Annotated in this window: 18 protein-coding genes; 13 read left to right on the top strand and 5 right to left on the bottom strand. The window is 64.0% G+C overall.

The genetic code is table 11. The features are described 5' to 3' along the window. Positions 1-276: 276 nt before the first annotated feature. Positions 277-807, bottom strand: coding sequence for a DUF1465 family protein (locus tag FJ430_RS06420; RefSeq protein WP_140654898.1), 531 nt, complete (start codon positions 805-807; stop codon positions 277-279). Positions 808-1368: 561 nt separating this feature from the next. Between FJ430_RS06420 and FJ430_RS06415 the strand changes: the two genes are divergently transcribed. Continuing rightward, the gene (locus tag FJ430_RS06415) at positions 1369-1920 is read left to right on the top strand and encodes a DUF2269 family protein (protein WP_140704545.1); all 552 of its coding nucleotides are present in this window, start codon (positions 1369-1371) and stop codon (positions 1918-1920) included. A 31-nt stretch (positions 1921-1951) separates the two neighbouring features. Here the strand turns inward: FJ430_RS06415 and FJ430_RS06410 are convergent, their stop codons facing one another. Next, positions 1952-2722 carry a sulfite exporter TauE/SafE family protein gene (locus FJ430_RS06410; protein WP_140704952.1) on the bottom strand — a complete coding sequence of 257 codons (771 nt, stop codon included), beginning with the start codon at positions 2720-2722 and terminating at the stop codon, positions 1952-1954. Positions 2723-2885: 163 nt separating this feature from the next. Between FJ430_RS06410 and FJ430_RS06405 the strand changes: the two genes are divergently transcribed. After that, on the top strand, positions 2886-3344 hold the full coding sequence (locus FJ430_RS06405) for a GNAT family N-acetyltransferase (RefSeq protein WP_140704543.1): 459 nt from the start codon (positions 2886-2888) through the stop codon (positions 3342-3344). 34 nt (positions 3345-3378) lie between these two features. Here the strand turns inward: FJ430_RS06405 and FJ430_RS06400 are convergent, their stop codons facing one another. Both FJ430_RS06400 and FJ430_RS06395 read right to left on the bottom strand, forming a co-directional pair. Next, positions 3379-3777, bottom strand: coding sequence for a GFA family protein (locus FJ430_RS06400; protein WP_140704541.1), 399 nt, complete (start codon positions 3775-3777; stop codon positions 3379-3381). A gap of 148 nt (positions 3778-3925) precedes the next feature. Then, a complete protein-coding gene (locus tag FJ430_RS06395) occupies positions 3926-4654 on the bottom strand; it encodes a class I SAM-dependent methyltransferase (RefSeq protein WP_140704539.1) in 729 nt (242 codons plus the stop codon). A 211-nt stretch (positions 4655-4865) separates the two neighbouring features. Here FJ430_RS06395 and FJ430_RS06390 point away from each other — a divergent pair, with 211 nt between their 5' ends. The 8 genes from FJ430_RS06390 (at position 4866) to FJ430_RS06355 (ending at position 11997) form a co-directional block, all read left to right on the top strand. Beyond that, on the top strand, positions 4866-5513 hold the full coding sequence (locus FJ430_RS06390; protein ID WP_140704537.1) for a thiamine phosphate synthase: 648 nt from the start codon (positions 4866-4868) through the stop codon (positions 5511-5513). 1 nt (position 5514) lies between these two features. Then, positions 5515-6633, top strand: coding sequence for a tetratricopeptide repeat protein (locus tag FJ430_RS06385; RefSeq protein WP_226892093.1), 1119 nt, complete (start codon positions 5515-5517; stop codon positions 6631-6633). Positions 6634-6776: 143 nt separating this feature from the next. Next, positions 6777-7343: an elongation factor P gene (gene efp / locus FJ430_RS06380; RefSeq protein ID WP_140645868.1), complete on the top strand. Its 567-nt coding sequence runs from the start codon at positions 6777-6779 to the stop codon at positions 7341-7343. 23 nt (positions 7344-7366) lie between these two features. Next, the gene (locus FJ430_RS06375) at positions 7367-8167 is read left to right on the top strand and encodes an inositol monophosphatase family protein (protein ID WP_140704535.1); all 801 of its coding nucleotides are present in this window, start codon (positions 7367-7369) and stop codon (positions 8165-8167) included. 192 nt (positions 8168-8359) lie between these two features. Then, positions 8360-9052, top strand: coding sequence for a PAQR family membrane homeostasis protein TrhA (trhA, locus tag FJ430_RS06370; protein WP_140704533.1), 693 nt, complete (start codon positions 8360-8362; stop codon positions 9050-9052). Positions 9053-9163: 111 nt separating this feature from the next. After that, entirely contained in the window at positions 9164-10186 is a 1023-nt protein-coding gene (locus FJ430_RS06365; protein WP_140704530.1) for a MotA/TolQ/ExbB proton channel family protein, read from the top strand. 1 nt (position 10187) lies between these two features. Then, positions 10188-11216, top strand: a complete 1029-nt coding sequence (locus FJ430_RS06360) for a peptidoglycan -binding protein (RefSeq protein WP_140704528.1) — start codon at positions 10188-10190, stop codon at positions 11214-11216. Positions 11217-11571: 355 nt separating this feature from the next. Next, positions 11572-11997: a hypothetical protein gene (locus tag FJ430_RS06355; RefSeq protein WP_140645873.1), complete on the top strand. Its 426-nt coding sequence runs from the start codon at positions 11572-11574 to the stop codon at positions 11995-11997. A 106-nt stretch (positions 11998-12103) separates the two neighbouring features. On the opposite strand, the gene FJ430_RS06350 is transcribed toward FJ430_RS06355, so the two are convergent. Further along, on the bottom strand, positions 12104-12457 hold the full coding sequence (locus tag FJ430_RS06350) for a DUF1304 domain-containing protein (protein WP_140704526.1): 354 nt from the start codon (positions 12455-12457) through the stop codon (positions 12104-12106). Between the two features lie 148 nt (positions 12458-12605). Here FJ430_RS06350 and FJ430_RS06345 point away from each other — a divergent pair, with 148 nt between their 5' ends. From FJ430_RS06345 to FJ430_RS06335, 3 genes are all read left to right on the top strand, one after another. Further along, a complete protein-coding gene (locus FJ430_RS06345) occupies positions 12606-14093 on the top strand; it encodes a carboxypeptidase M32 (protein ID WP_140704524.1) in 1488 nt (495 codons plus the stop codon). A 98-nt stretch (positions 14094-14191) separates the two neighbouring features. Next, positions 14192-14470 carry a hypothetical protein gene (locus FJ430_RS06340; protein WP_140646566.1) on the top strand — a complete coding sequence of 93 codons (279 nt, stop codon included), beginning with the start codon at positions 14192-14194 and terminating at the stop codon, positions 14468-14470. Beyond that, positions 14467-14898, top strand: coding sequence for a type II toxin-antitoxin system VapC family toxin (locus FJ430_RS06335; protein WP_140654870.1), 432 nt, complete (start codon positions 14467-14469; stop codon positions 14896-14898). Before FJ430_RS06340 ends, FJ430_RS06335 begins: the two co-directional genes overlap by 4 nt. The last annotated feature ends 2 nt before the right edge of the window (positions 14899-14900 follow it).

Below are 14900 nucleotides of genomic sequence, written 5' to 3'. Positions count from 1 at the left end.
ACGGTGATTTTCTTGCAAAACCGGCTCAGGTCGACCCGGCTGCGGCGAACGGCTCCAACTAGGAGCCCATCGCTTCAAGACAAGGGCAATATTTCTCGCGAAGGCCGGCATGGCCTTCGATGCAACGACGGTTACCCGCAGTATCGAAGAGCAGTCGGGGTCGCAGGCGCTCGACTTGCGGCCACGATCGCGGCTCGCCAGATCGCGCCTCGATTGAACGATGTGGGTTCCCGCTTCCCGCGCGCCGCTATCGCGGCGTTTGTTGCAAACGCGGTTTCAGCCGCGCGCGAAAGCCGTATTCAAGAGACTGATCTGGTCGGAAACCGGGTTGGCCCGCCGGCTGGGGGCGTGCGTCTCGTTGATGACGCCGCCATAGATTTCCTCGTCCATGCGCCGCACCAGCGCCTGAAGGCGCAGCGAGCGCGTCACGAGGTCCAGAAAATCCTTGGGCAGCTCTTTCCAGCCGAGCGCCTCGTCATGCGCGGAGGCGGTGTCGAGTCGCACCTTGGATTTCTCCGAGGCCACCTGGTCGCGCGTCATCTCGCCGGAATTCGCCGCCCGCTGCAAAAGCAGCCAGGAGGCGACCTGCATGAGCCTTGTGGTCAGCCGCATCGACTCGGCCGCATAGAGTGTCGCCGCCGTGCGCGACAATTTCTTGGCTTCGAGCCTGCCCTTGCCATCGAGATATTCGGCGGCCTGCTCGACCAGCCCCATGCCTTCCTGGTAGAGCGGCTTGAAGGATTGGGAGAAAACCCGGCGCTCCGCCAATTTGATGGTCTTCGCGCTGCCCTTCGAAGGCTCGTTCATCGATACGCCCCTGCACTGCCGTCGGCCGATTCGGCAATCCTTGCCGACGCGGCCCGCACCCTAAATGACTGAGGCTTGAAAATGCGCTTCGATGCCCATGAAGGCAAGCGCATGTTTAACAAACGGTTAACGCCGGCCTCGTTCCAGCCATCCGCAAGCGGATGGCACCCGGCTTGCCGCCCGCGGACAAAAAAAGAGCCGCGGATAAGGCGGCTCTCAGGAGTTTAACAGGGAGGCGTCAAACAAAGTGGCTCCAACCACTCGGTAAGAATCCAGCAAAACTGGATGCGCATAGTAAACGCCCGTAAAGCTTAATGAACCCTTAACGCGGCGACGATTTTTTAAGCGACCGCGCTTTTCTGTGCCGGAACAGGACAGCCGGCCTCGCCGCCCGGGATCGCCCGAAAACCGGATTTCGGATGCTGTCATCGCGGCCTTCGAAACATGTTGGCTGCCGCCGCGACATCGTTCCGAAACACGCGCCACGCAAAAGCCCGCTCCTCTGAAGCGGCGCGCAAATCCGCGCCGCTCGAAATCATGCGGGATATCCGGGAGCAGACCATGGATTGGTATTCGATCGTCAAATTCCTTCACATCGTTTCGGCCGTTTTGTGGGTCGGCGGCGGCTTCGTGCTGTTCCTGCTCGGCGTGCTGGCCGAGCGTGCCGGCAACATCGAGGACAAGCTGCAGGCTATGCGCGCCAGCGGGCAGCTCGGCGGCAAGTTCTTCGCGCCGATGTCGATGCTGACGCTGGTCTTCGGCCTCATCATGTGCGGCTTCTGGGTCGGCTTTGCCGACCTGTGGATCGTCATCGGCCTCGTCGGCTATGCCACGACCTTCTCGATCGGCATGCTCGTCTTCAAGCCAACCGGCGAGCGCATGGGCGCCATGATCGCCGAGCAGGGCGTGACGCCGGCCGTTCTTGCCATCGGCCAGCGCATGATGAACTGGGCGCGCCTCGATTATGCGGTGATGCTGGTGATCATCGCCGACATGGTGCTGAAGCCCACCCTGCACGACATCGGCATTCTTGCCGGCATGGTCATGGTGGTCGCGCTGGGCGCCGCGCTCGCCTTCGGCGGTAGCCGCCAGATGGTGCCGAGCGCCGCCTGAATGCTTGTGGTGAGGTGGCCTGATAGTCACCTCACCACAAGCCGGCGATACCATCCCACAGCAACTTGACGGCGACCACCGCGACGGTGGCGTAGGTGAACGGGTAGAAGATCTCTGCCCGCATGCGGCGCACCAGCCACGCCCCGGCGATGGTGGAAAGCGGCGCCAGGGGCATCAGCACCGCCGACGCTGTAAGGTTGGTGGTGTCGAACTGGCCGAGCGCGAAATAGGGGATGAGCTTCAGCGCGTTGGTGGCGGCAAAGAAGATCGCCGCCGTGCCCGACAGCACTTTCGGATCGAGCCGGATCGGCAGCGCATAGACCTGGAAGGGCGGGCCGCCGACATGGGCGACGAAGCTGGTGAAGCCGGCGACCGTGCCCCAGAAGGCGGCGGCAATGCGGTTCGGTTCCGCCGCATGGTCGGCGCCGTGGCGGAACTGCAGGTAGATCCAGCGCAGCACGAACACCAGCGCGACCGCGCCGACGATCAGCCGCACCATCTCCTCGGTGACCAAAGCCGCTGTCAGCCAGCCGAGCCCGATGCCGATGACGGCGCCAGGCATCATGTCGACCAGCATCTTGCGGTCGTAGACGCCCCACCAGGTCCACACGGAAACGACATCCATCAAGCACAGGATCGGCAGCAGGATGGCAGCCGCCTGAACCGGCGGGATGGTCAGCGCCATCAGCGGCACGCCGACGAAACCGACGGCGCCGCCGAAGCCGCCTTTCGACAAGCCGACAAGGATCACCGCCGGAATGGCGGCGGCATAGAACCACGGGTCGCTGAGCGGGCCTGACATCGGCAAGGGAAGGTTGGAGAAGGCGGGAATTCAGCCATAGCGCAGAATAGCGCGGCCCGGATAGTCATTGTTGCCTGCATCCGCTATTGCCGGCCCGATATCGACGACCTGCCGCACGGCCAAGGTTCGTCATTCGGCCGGCTCGCTGTCTAGAGGTATGGAAATGAACGCCATCAGCATTCGCAAGGCACGCGAAGCGGACATTGCTGCGATCGTCGCGATGCTTGCCGACGACGCGCTCGGCCAGGCCCGCGAAGACGCCGGCCTGCCGCTGTCGCGGGCCTATCTGGACGCCTTCGCCGCGATAGACGGCGATCCGAACCAGTTCCTCGCGGTGATGACCGACGGCGACGACGTGATCGGCACGCTGCAGATCACCTTTATCGCCGGGCTGTCGCTGCGCGGTTCCCGGCGCGGCCTGATCGAGGCGGTGCGCATCGCGGCGGAGCGGCGCGGCGAGGGCTTGGGACAGCGCCTCTTCGAATGGGCGATCGACAAATGCCGCGAGCGCGGCTGCCGCGTCGTCCAGCTGACGACCAACAAGAGCCGGCTCGACGCGCATCGCTTCTATGAGCGCCTTGGCTTCAAGGCCAGCCATATCGGCTACAAGCTGGAGCTGTAGAGCGGCTCAGCGTTTCACGGAAGCGCCTGCCCCTCTAGCCTTTCGTATAGTCAGGCCCAAAACGCGACGGCAGGCCGTCGGCGAGTTTCAACCAGGGGAGCTTTTCCTCGAAAGCGACATGTAGCGTAGGCACAAATTTTTCCGGCTCCGCCATCGCAGCCGCAAAAAAATGCATGACACCAGACATGTTCTTTGAGCGGAAGGAAAGCGGCGAGCCACAGTGATCGCAAAATGTTCTTTCCACGCCGGGAGAAGAGTTGAATACCTTCGGTGGCTTGCCCAGCCATCGCCATTGGCCGTCCAGGACGCCAATATAGGCGGTCATCGGCGCAGAACATTGCCGCCGACAACTTTCACAATGACAAACCACGCAGGCCTGTGCCGAGCCATCGACTTCAAAGGCAACAGCGCCACATAAGCAATGGCCGCGCATGCGAAACCTCCTTGAGGCAGCGAGGACAGCTTAGTGCCGGGGGCGTGCGGGAGTCGCCAAGAAATGCGCCGAACTTGCGCCTGATCCCGACATTCGGCACTGGCGAATGTGGCCGCGTGCGCGAGGCGTTAGCTTCAAGCTGAGTTCATCACCGCCGTGCCTGGACCAGCAGGAACATTGGCCGCTCGAGTTCCTCGGCCAGTTCCGGCCGAGCGGCGATCTGCTCCTCCGACGGGCAAAATTCCTCGACATGCCCGATGCTGAATCCGGCCTGGATCAGCAAATTGAGCGTGGTGCCGATGGTGCGGTGGTGCTTGACCACGCCCTTGGTGAACCAATCTGTGGTGCGCGGTCCCTCGACCAGATACCGGTCGACCGGCCATGTCTTCCTGCCCGCGGCATCGACGGACCAGCCCGGGTTGGTCGGCGCCATGTAAATCGGATGTTCCGTCGAGAAGACGAAGGTTCCGCCGGGAACCAGGGCCTCGTGGACGGTCGCGAACAAGCCCGCGGCATCGCCGACATAATGCAAGGCAAGCGAGCTGTAGGCGAGGTCGAAACGGGCTTTTGGCAGACTGAGTTCGTCGAGGTCGGCGCGCCGATAGGTGACGGCATCGTCGGAGCCGGCGGCGCGTGCCCGTGCAAGCATCTTTTCCGACAGGTCGAGGCCGAGGACTTCGCTCGCGCCATGCGAGCGCGCCCAGCGGCAGAACCAGCCGAACCCGCAACCGAGATCGACGATGCTCAAGCCGTTGACGTCGGGCAACATGGCGCGCAGCGCCGGCCATTCGGGCGCGCCGCCCAGGCCCTCGACCGAGCGGCCAAGACGACTATAGCCGTCGAAGAAATCCGGACGGTCGTAGATGTTTTGCGCCATGTGCCTGTCCTGCTTTTTGCCTGCATATCTAGCGGACCTCCCCGCGGCTTCCAACGCCATCCTCGGAACCCGAATGGGCGACGCAAGCCACAGCGGTGGTTAAGCATTTTGGCCCTGGCGCCGCACGGCTGCTGTTCAAGCCGCCCCCTTTGCTCTATGCCGCAATGCAACCATCTTCGCCCGGCATAGGCGAAACCGGGATCGAAGGCCAATGAACGATTTAACTCCGCCCAACCGCTGCCGCATCGTGCTGATCGCGCCGCCGCTCGTGCCGGCGGAGCAGATCTGCGCGGCGTTCGAGGGCGGCGACGTCGCCTCGCTGATCCTGCCCGACAACGGCATGGACGATGCCTCCTTCCAGGCCTTTGCCGAAAGGATCGTGCCGATCGCTCAAAGTGCCGGCGTCGCTGTCATCATCGCCGGCGACAGCCGCATCGCCGGGCGCGTCCAGGCCGACGGCATCCATGTCGAAGTGAAGTCGGGGGAACTCGCCGAGACGATCGAGCGTCTGGCCGGCAAGATGATGGTCGGCGTCGGTGGCGCCAAGACGCGCGACGAGGCGCTGGAGCTCGGCGAGGAGCGGCCCGACTATATGTTCTTCGGCCGTTTCGGCTATGACAACAAGCCGGAGCCGCACCACCGCAACCTCACCCTCGGCAAATGGTGGGCGGAGATGATTTCGATCCCCTGCATCGTCATGGCCGGCTCCGAGCTTGCTTCCGTCGAGACGGTGGCCGCGACTGGCGCGGAATTTGTGGCGCTGTCCAGCGCCGTCTTTGCCGACGGGCGCGACCCGCGGGCGGCGATTGCCGCCGCCAACGCGCTGCTCGATGAAACCGCGCCGCGTTTCGAGGACTGACATGCGCCTGCGTGTCCTTTCTCTGGTTGTCCTGGCCGGCTTGTTGGCGCAGGCCGCGATGGCGGCTGAGACCATCCCGCTGCCACAGCAGCGGCCGGATGCCGGCACTCCGGACTCCGGCACACCGAATACGGCCACACCGAACGCGGCAACGCCGGATGCCGGCGAGCCGGATGCGAGCAGGTTCGGCACCACCACGCACATCGACAAGCCGATCCAAAACACCTTGCCGCAACCGGCCACCATGACGCCGCCATCGGCCGACGCCGTCAATCCCGACCGCTTCGGCGCCAAGCAGCCGGACGCCGCCTACGGCGCCTTCCAGCGCGGGCTTTACAAGACCGCCTACAACCTCGCCATGGACCGCGCCAAGAACGGCGATCCGGCGGCCGAGACGCTGGTGGCCGAGATCCTGTCGCGCGGACTGGGCGTGCCGCTCAATCCGGCCGAGGCCGGCAAATGGTATGCGCTGGCCGCCGAACAGGGCGTGCCGGAGGCACAGTTCCAATATGCGCTGATGCTGCTCGACGGCCGTTATGTGAAGAAGGACGAAAAGGGCGCCTTCGCGCTGATGCAGGCCTCGGCCGAGGCCGGCAACCGGCTTGCGCAGTTCAATTTCGCCCAGTTGCTCGTCCAGCAGGATCCCGGCGATGACGGCCTGGTGAAGGCCGCCGTCTACTACGAGCGTGCCGCCGCCACCGGCCTTGCCGATGCGCAATATGCAATGGCGCAGCTCTACGCCAACGGCGTCGGCGGCAAGCCGCACGACGACGCCCAGGCGCGTCTTCTGCTGGCGCAAGCCGCGAGGCAGAACTACGACACCGCGCAGATCGACCTCGCCGCCTGGATGATCGAGGGCCGCGGCGGCGGGCGCGACCTGAAATCGGGCTTTGCCTGGATGAAGCGGGCGGCGGAGGGCGGCAACGTCGCCGCCCAGAACCGCCTCGCCAAGCTCTATATGGGCGGCATCGGCACCGACCCGGACCTGATCCTTGCCGGCGCCTGGTACATCGTCGCCCGCCGCGCCGGCCTGATCGACCCGCGGATGGACGATTTCCTGCAGGGCCTCGACGACGACCAGACCAAGCAGGCGCTGCAGAAGGCAAATCGCCTGCGTTGACGCATGGCGCTATGGACGCCATTTCCTGGCTCGCTTGGGTCCCCTCCCTTGCCTCCCTCCCTTGCTACTGCGTGCAATTTGTGGTCTTGGAGGCGCCAAAGCGCGACCCGCGCCTGAAAAATCTCATTCCGGATCAGTTCATCATGGCCAAGATCAGTGGCAACGAAATCCGTCCCGGCTACGTCATCGAGCACGATGGCGGGCTGTGGGTGGCGGTCAAGACCAACACCGTCAAGCCTGGCAAGGGCGGCGCCTACAATCAGGTCGAGCTGAAGAACCTGATCAACGGCACCAAGCTCAACGAGCGCTTCCGCTCGGCCGAGACCGTCGAGCAGATCCGGCTCGATCTGAAGGATTTTTCGTTCCTCTACGAGCAGGGCGACGCCCTGGTCTTCATGGATACCGAAAGCTACGAGCAGCTCGAGCTGGCCAAGGACTTCGTTGGCGAGCGCGCCGCCTTCCTGCAGGACGGCATGATGGTGACGGTGCAGCTTTACGAGGAGCGGCCGATCGGCATTTCGCTGCCCGACCAGGTAACGCTGACCATCACCGAGGCCGACCCGGTGGTTAGGGGCCAGACGGCCGCCTCCTCCTACAAGCCGGCGGTGCTGGAGAACGGCATTCGCGTGCTGGTGCCGCCCTTCATCTCGGCCGGCGAGCGCATCATCGTCGACACCAACGAAATCACCTACATGCGCCGCGCGGATTAACGGCAAAAAAGCAGGAAGAAAAAATGGCGCGTTCCGCTCTCCTCAACGTCATGGTCCAGGCCGCGATGAAAGCCGGCCGCTCGCTGTCGCGCGACTTCGGCGAGGTGCAGAACCTGCAGGTCTCGATGAAAGGCCCGGGCGACTATGTCAGCCAGGCCGACCGCAAGGCCGAAGAGATCGTCTTCGCCGAGCTTTCCAAGGCGCGGCCGGGTTACGCCTTCCTGATGGAGGAGCGCGGCGCCGTCGAAGGCGAGGACGCCCAGCATCGCTGGATCGTCGACCCGCTCGACGGCACCACCAACTTCCTGCACGGCATTCCGGTCTTCTCGGTGTCGATCGCGCTCGAGCGCCAGGGCCAGATCGTCGCCGGCGTCGTCTACAATCCGGCGATGGACGAACTCTACACGGCCGAGCGCGGCGGCGGCGCCTTCATGAACGACCGTCGGCTGCGCGTTGCCGGGCGCTCCAAGCTGACCGACGCGGTAATCGGCTGCGGCGTACCGCATCTCGGCCGCGGCCAGCACGGCAATTTCCTGATCGAGCTGCGCAACGTCATGGCCGAAGTCTCCGGCGTACGCCGCCTTGGCTCCGCCGCGCTCGATCTCGCCTATGTCGCGGCCGGCCGCATGGACGGCTTCTGGGAAACCGGCCTGTCGTCCTGGGACATCGCCGCGGGCATCCTTCTGGTGCGCGAAGCCGGCGGCTTCGTCTCCGATATGGATGGCGGACAGGACATGCTGGACAATGGCGAGGTCGTCGCCGGCAACGAGCTCATCCAGCGCGCGCTTCTCAAGACCGTGAAGAAACCGCTGTCGTCGCGCTGAGAGGTGGGGCGCGCGAAGCGCCCTTACTGCGAAAGTCGGAATCGATTTTCGGAAAGGATCGTGTGCAAATCAAAGTGCTGCAGTGTCCTTTGCGCGTCGAAAGGACGCGCCGCTCCGCAGTCGCAAAACCGCAACTGAAGCTTGAAATACTGGTCCGCGACTGCCCAGATCAAGGGATAGCAGGACCATTTTATGAACGATGTGCGGCCAGATACCCAGCTTGACATCCCCTTTGTGGGGCGCTGGCATTACTCGCGCGCCGAGATAATCGCCGACGGCATCGTGCATGCGGTGGGCATCGTGCTGGCGATCGCTGCCGGCTCGACTTTCCTGGCGCTTGCCGCTTTTCATTCCGGTCCAGGCGAATATACCGCAGCCGTCTTCTACGTGGTGTCGCTGCTCACCGTGCTGTCCGTATCGCTGACTTACAATCTGTGGCCGGTCTCGTGGCCGGCGAAATGGATCCTGCGCCGCTTCGATCACGCAGCGATCTATCTCCTGATCGCCGCCACCTACACGCCCTTCCTCGCCCAGCTCCACAACACGCCGCTGGCGCTACCCATGGTCGTCGTCGTGTGGAGCGCAGCAGCGGCCGGCATCGCCATCAAGATGTTCCTGCCCGGGCGCTACGACCGGCTGGCCATCGTCTTCTATCTCGCCATCGGCTGGAGCGGCGTGGTGCTCGCCGGACCGCTGGTCGAGACACTGCCGACGACCTCGGTCGCGCTGCTCGTCGCCGGCGGCATCGTCTATTCCTGCGGCGTCGTCTTCTTCGCCTGGAAGGGCCTGCGCTTCCACAATGCCGTCTGGCACGGCTTCGTCGTCACCGGCGCCGGCCTGCACCTGGCCGCCATGGTCGACTGCCTGGTGGTCAACCGGTTCTAGGCCTGTGGCGCCGGCCTATCGGGCCATATTGCCAAGCGCCATTCAATTTGGTCACAATTCCGTTTAGAGTCGCGGCAATTCTGCGGCGGTGGCATCGGAAACGGGGCACGGATGGCTTTTCTCAGATCCTTCGGCAGGCGATCGGACGTCCTGGTCTATGATCCGCACAAGCTGTCGAGTCCGCAGGTCTTCCTGCTCACCATGGTGATCTTCCTGATCATCGTCGCTTTCATCGCCGCCATCCTCACCCGCCAGATCTCGACCGCCTTCTCCAGCAATCCGGGCCTCAACGGACTGATCATCGGCGTGCTGGCGGTCGGTATCCTGCTTGCGTTCGTGCAGGTCGGGCGGCTGTTCCGCGAGGTGCGCTGGGTCAATTCCTTCCGCGCCGGCTCCGAGACCACCGAGCCGGTTCTTTTGGCGCCGATGAAGGCGATGATCGGCCGTTCGTCCTCGGTGGCCTTCTCGACCTCGTCGATGCGCACGATGCTGGATTCCATCGCCACCCGCCTCGACGAAAGCCGAGACACCTCGCGCTACCTGGTCGGCCTGCTGGTGTTCCTAGGCCTGCTCGGCACCTTCTGGGGCCTGCTCAACACCATCGCCTCGATCCGCGAGACGATCGAGGCGCTGGACCCGGGCACCGGCGATGCCGCCGCCGTGCTCGACGCGCTGAAGCAGGGCCTGTCGGCGCCGCTCGCCGGCATGGGCACCGCGTTTTCGTCCTCGCTGTTCGGCCTTTCCGGCTCGCTTGTGCTCGGCTTTCTCGATCTGCAGGCCGGCCGCGCCCAGACCCGCTTCTACACCGAACTCGAGAACTGGCTCTCCTCGGTCACCGATCTGTCGTCGGACATCGTCGTGTCCGATACGTCAAAGGCCGCCGAATCCTCCGAGGATATCCGGCTGCTGTCGGAACGGCTGCGCAGCCTGCAGGAGAATGGCGGAGGCTCCAATCCGCGCGTCGCCACCGCCATGGCCAATCTTGCCGACGGCATCTCGGGGCTGGTGAAGAACATGCGCTCCGAGCAGCAGATCATGCGCGACTGGGTCGAGGCACAGTCCGATGAGCAGAAGGCCATGCGCAACACACTGGAAAAGATCGCCGACGCGCTGAAGAAGCAAGGGGTCCACTGACGTGGCGCTGGCAAGACGGCGCGCCGACCGCCGCATCGACTACTGGCCGGGCTTCGTAGATGCCTTGTCGACGCTGCTGCTGGCGATCATGTTCCTGCTCACTGTCTTCGTGCTGGCGCAATTCCTGCTCAGCCGCGAGATATCCGGCAAGGACGCGGTGCTGAACCGCCTCAACTCGCAGATCAACGAGCTGACCCAGTTGCTCGCGCTGGAACGCACGAACAGCCAGGACAAGGAGGATTCGCTCGCCAACCTGCAGGCGTCGCTGTCGGCGGCGCAGGCTGAAAAGAGCCGCCTCGAACAATTGCTGGCACAGGGCGCCGGCGCCGGCGACGCGGCCACCAAACGGGCTGACCAGCTGTCCGACGAACTCGGCAACCAGCGCCAGATAAGCCAGCAGGCGCTGAGCCAGGTCGAGATCCTCAACCAGCAGATCGCCGCCCTGCGCAAGCAGATCGGCGCGCTGGAAGACGCGCTCAACGTCTCCGAGCAGCGCGACCGCGTCTCCAACACCAAGATCGCCGATCTGGGCCGCCGCCTGAATGTCGCGCTGGCGCAGCGCGTCCAGGAACTCAACCGCTACCGTTCCGATTTCTTCGGCCGGCTGCGCGAAATCCTCGCCGACCGCGAGAACATCCGCATTGTCGGCGACCGCTTCGTCTTCCAGTCGGAGGTGCTGTTTCCGACAGGCTCCGACGTGATCAACGACGCCGGCAAGGTCGAGATGAAGAAGCTCGCCGACGCCATCATCGAATTGCAGAAGGAAATCCCGCCCGAGATCAGCTGGGTGCTGCGCGTCGACGGCCATACCGACAACCAGCCGCTCTCCGGCACCGGCCGCTATCGCGACAATTGGGAATTGTCGACCGCGCGCGCGACGTCCGTCGTGAAGTTCCTGATCGAGAACGGCGTGCCGGCCAACCGGCTGGTGGCCGCCGGCTTCGGCGAATTCCAGCCGCTCGACCCGGCCGACACCGACGAGGCGCGCAGCAAGAACCGCCGCATTGAACTGAAGCTCACCGAACGGTGATTTGAAGCATGTCTCCCGAAAGCGGGAACCGGTTTCGGGACAAAGACATGCGTAGAATCAAAACCCTAAAGCGTACGGAGCGGATCTGAAAGATCGCGACGCGCTTTAGGATCACGCAAAGTCACGGGAAGTTGTTTGTCGGCTGAATACTTAGCGCGCCAAGTGCCGGCGGCAAGGCCTGAAAACATTATCTTTTTTTAATTACACATCGCGAATCGACGCACCTAACTTGCCGCGCAGGGCCGGGGTCCCGCCGGCGATGCCTCCCATCGCGACGCGACGGAACCGGACGGCCCGGAAGGTCGGAAGGCGACGCGGCGCGGCCGCTCCCTTCCTGGTAGAAGGATGCGCCGCCATGCGCGCTTCAACATCTCTCAAGACTGCAATCCTCGCTGCGGTTCTGATCGCGGCCCCGCTCGCCGGCGCCTATGCGGCCGGGCACCACAAGGGACTTCTCGATGCGACCCCTCCAGCCAATTTCATCGGCCCGCGTGTGACCAGCCTGATCGATCAGATCCAGGGCGTGGATCAGGGCATCACCGATGCCCGGCAGGCAAACAACATTTCGGCTTCGGAAGCGCACCGACTGCACATGCGCGCCGCGCATATCAGCCAGGCCGCGGAGCATGTCGCGGCCTCGGATCACGGCAGGATACCGTCCGCGCAATATCATGAGATGCTGCGGCGCCTCGACAATGTCGACCAGAGGCTGATGAACGACACCGGCAGCGGCTTCATGGTGGGCGACGGCGACGGCGGTGGCAATTACCCGAACGGCTGAAGCGGTTCGCCATTTCAAGGAGACGGCCCGCACACAGGAAGGGACCAACTGGCGCCCGCGGGACCTGGCCCCGAGGGCGTCCTTTTTGGATCGCGTCCTGCTTCGATTACACGCCGAGCCAAAGCGCGATGATGGCGAGCACCGCCGGCACAGTCTGGATGAAGAGTGTCTTGCGGCCGACGGTCGCCGCGCCGTAGAGGCCGGCAATAGCGACGCAGATGAGGAAGAACATCTTGATCTGGAATCCGCCGGCGCCGAGATAGAGTCCCCAGATCAGGCCGGCGGCGAGAAAGCCGTTATAGAGCCCCTGATTTGCGGCAAGCACCTTCGAGGCGCTGGCGAATTCCGTCGTCAGCTTGAACGCCTTGTGGCCGCGCGGCGTGTCCCACAACACCATCTCAAGGTAGACGATATAGCAGTGGATCAGCGCCACCAGCCCGACCAGGATATTGCCGATCATTGTTCCCCACCGCTCGTTCGGACAAGCATTGACCACACGTCGACGCCGCCGCGCAAGATAGGTCGACCCCGGCCTCGCCGAGCAGGGTTGCCAAGCTTCGCGCCTTGGTATCTTTTTCGCGCCAGCCCATTTGCAGCCGGAACCCGCCATGTCCTTCCAGAAACTCGACCAACTCGGCCACAAGCTCGAAGCGCTGGAGCATGCTTTAGCCATCCTCGGCGCCGACGAGGCGACGCATATGGCGGTCGGCGGCGGCGAGAAGCGCGCCGAGGCGATGTCCTCGCTTGCCGGCATGCTGCACGCCCAGGCGACCGCGCCGGAGATCGGTGACTGGATCGCGGCCGCCGAAGCCGAGCCGCTGAGCGAAGAGCAGCAGGCGGCGGTCAGGGAGTTGCGCCGCCAATACACCAACCTCACCTGCCTGCCTGTCGAATTCGTCGAGCGCCAGACGGTGGCGCGCATGCGTTCCGAACAGCTCTGGCGCGACCTGCGCGCCAAGAACGACTGGGCCGGCTTCCTGCCGGCGCTGGAAGGCGTCGTGACCCTGGTGCGAGAGGAAGCGGCGCTGCGCGCCGACGCCCTCGGCCTCGCCCCCTATGATGCGCTGATGGAGCAGTATGATCCCGGCAACCGCGCCGCCGACATCACGCCGGTGTTTGCCAAGCTGAAGGCCTTTCTCAAGGATTTCCTGCCGCGTGCGCTGGCCATGCAGGAAGCACGGCTGGCAAAACATCCGTTGAAGCCGCTGTCGGGCACCTATGCCGTCGACCGCCAGCGCGAGCTCGGCCTTGCCATGATGGCGGCCGTCGGCTTCGACCTCACCCATGGCTCGCTGTCGGTGTCGCACCACCCCTTCTGCGGCGGCGTGCCGACCGACGTGCGCATCACCACCCGCTACAAGACCTCCGACTTCCTGTCGGCGCTGATGGGCGTGCTGCACGAGACCGGCCACGCGCTTTACGAGCAGAACCTGCCGAAAGCCTGGTCGCATTGGCCGCTCGGCAAGGCGCGCGGCATGGCCGTGCATGAGAGCCAGAGCCTGTTCGTCGAAAAGCAGATCGGCCGCAACCCGGCGTTCTGGCGCTGGGCGTTGCCGGTGGTCGAAAAACACCTCGGCGAAGCCTGGTCGCTCGACGACATCCTGCCGCATGTCCACCATGTCGAGCGCGGCCTGATCCGCGTCGACGCCGACGAGGTCACCTATCCGCTGCATGTCATCCTGCGCTACGAGCTCGAGCAGGAGCTTGTGACCGGCCGGCTGGAGGTCGCCGACCTGCCGGAGGCATGGGACGCCAAGATGCGCGACTATCTCGGCCTCTCGACCATCGACAACCCGGCCGACGGGCCGATGCAAGACGTGCATTGGCCGGGCGCCGCCTTCGGTTATTTCCCCTCCTACACGCTAGGCGCCATGATGGCGGCGCAGCAATGGGCGGCCTTGACCAGGGAGCATCCGTCCGCCGACGAGGACCTCGCCAAGGGCGATTTCAGCGCCGTCAACGAGTGGCGTCGCGCAAAGATCTGGTCGCAGGGCTCGCGCTGGTCGACGCCGGACCTGCTCGAGCGCGCCACCGGCGAGAAGCTCAACGCCGCTTACTTCACCGAGCACCTGCGCAGGCGTTACGGAACTGCATAAGTCGGCGGGTCGTTACCACGTCAGAGAACTAGAATGAGCTCATCGCCCATTTGCGTACGATTTCGTGCTGCTATATCTTATGACCACGAGGTGCGCAGATGAACGCTTCAGGTCCTAAGGAACGCGCTACGTTTTCTATCGACAGCGCGGTCAAGGAGACGCTCGAGAACCAAGTTCCGAAGAACAAGCGATCCCGTTTCGTCGAGGAGGCAATCGCAAAGGCATTGAAAGATGCCGCAAAGGAGCGCGCTTTAAAGATGATCCGGGAATTGAAACCGGGCTCGACAGGCGGCGAAAGCTCGACCGACGTGCTGCGTAGAATTCGCCAGGAGATGGACGGCCGACCAGAGGACATCCTCGAAGGCCGGAAAAAGTGATTATTGTCGACGCGTCGATTTTCATCAAACTCTTTCGGGACGAGGATGGTAGCGAACAGGCGCGAAACCTGTTCGCGAAAAACATCGCAGACGGTCGCGCCATGGCCGCCCCCAGCATCTTACTTTACGAGTCACTATCTGCCGCGCTTCACTATGAGCAATCCTTCGTTATGGTCGCAACGCTGATCGCCGGGCTGCGGGAAGGCGGTTTCCAGCTTCTGGAACCGGACATGGGCGAGCTGGCCAAAACGCAGGAGATCGCGACGCAGCTGAGCCCTGCCGGCGGCTATCCAACGCTCAACGACTGCGTTTACCACGCCATGGCAATCAATCGCGCCGCAACATTGGTGACAGCCGACCAGCGCCATTTTGCCAAAACGAAACATTTAGGCAGCATTGTGCTTCTCGCCGATTGGCGAGCGCCCTAAGA

Source organism: Mesorhizobium sp. B2-8-5 (genome assembly GCF_006440675.2).
GTDB lineage: Bacteria > Pseudomonadota > Alphaproteobacteria > Rhizobiales > Rhizobiaceae > Mesorhizobium.
This window is presented reverse-complemented; position numbering and strand designations above follow the sequence as displayed.

What these genes read in the sequence shown, in the direction of transcription:
- FJ430_RS06395 (WP_140704539.1), bottom strand. Translation starts at nt 4,654, where the DNA reads ATGGCGCAAAACATCTACGACCGTCCGGATTTCTTCGACGGCTATAGT.
- FJ430_RS06365 (WP_140704530.1), top strand. Translation starts at nt 9,164, where the DNA reads ATGGCTTTTCTCAGATCCTTCGGCAGGCGATCGGACGTCCTGGTCTAT.
- efp (WP_140645868.1), top strand. Translation starts at nt 6,777, where the DNA reads ATGGCCAAGATCAGTGGCAACGAAATCCGTCCCGGCTACGTCATCGAG.
- FJ430_RS06345 (WP_140704524.1), top strand. Translation starts at nt 12,606, where the DNA reads ATGTCCTTCCAGAAACTCGACCAACTCGGCCACAAGCTCGAAGCGCTG.
- FJ430_RS06415 (WP_140704545.1), top strand. Translation starts at nt 1,369, where the DNA reads ATGGATTGGTATTCGATCGTCAAATTCCTTCACATCGTTTCGGCCGTT.
- FJ430_RS06385 (WP_226892093.1), top strand. Translation starts at nt 5,515, where the DNA reads ATGCGCCTGCGTGTCCTTTCTCTGGTTGTCCTGGCCGGCTTGTTGGCG.
- FJ430_RS06420 (WP_140654898.1), bottom strand. Translation starts at nt 807, where the DNA reads ATGAACGAGCCTTCGAAGGGCAGCGCGAAGACCATCAAATTGGCGGAG.
- trhA (WP_140704533.1), top strand. Translation starts at nt 8,360, where the DNA reads ATGAACGATGTGCGGCCAGATACCCAGCTTGACATCCCCTTTGTGGGG.
- FJ430_RS06400 (WP_140704541.1), bottom strand. Translation starts at nt 3,777, where the DNA reads ATGCGCGGCCATTGCTTATGTGGCGCTGTTGCCTTTGAAGTCGATGGC.
- FJ430_RS06410 (WP_140704952.1), bottom strand. Translation starts at nt 2,722, where the DNA reads ATGTCAGGCCCGCTCAGCGACCCGTGGTTCTATGCCGCCGCCATTCCG.
- FJ430_RS06375 (WP_140704535.1), top strand. Translation starts at nt 7,367, where the DNA reads ATGGCGCGTTCCGCTCTCCTCAACGTCATGGTCCAGGCCGCGATGAAA.
- FJ430_RS06355 (WP_140645873.1), top strand. Translation starts at nt 11,572, where the DNA reads ATGCGCGCTTCAACATCTCTCAAGACTGCAATCCTCGCTGCGGTTCTG.
- FJ430_RS06390 (WP_140704537.1), top strand. Translation starts at nt 4,866, where the DNA reads ATGAACGATTTAACTCCGCCCAACCGCTGCCGCATCGTGCTGATCGCG.
- FJ430_RS06340 (WP_140646566.1), top strand. Translation starts at nt 14,192, where the DNA reads ATGAACGCTTCAGGTCCTAAGGAACGCGCTACGTTTTCTATCGACAGC.
- FJ430_RS06405 (WP_140704543.1), top strand. Translation starts at nt 2,886, where the DNA reads ATGAACGCCATCAGCATTCGCAAGGCACGCGAAGCGGACATTGCTGCG.
- FJ430_RS06350 (WP_140704526.1), bottom strand. Translation starts at nt 12,457, where the DNA reads ATGATCGGCAATATCCTGGTCGGGCTGGTGGCGCTGATCCACTGCTAT.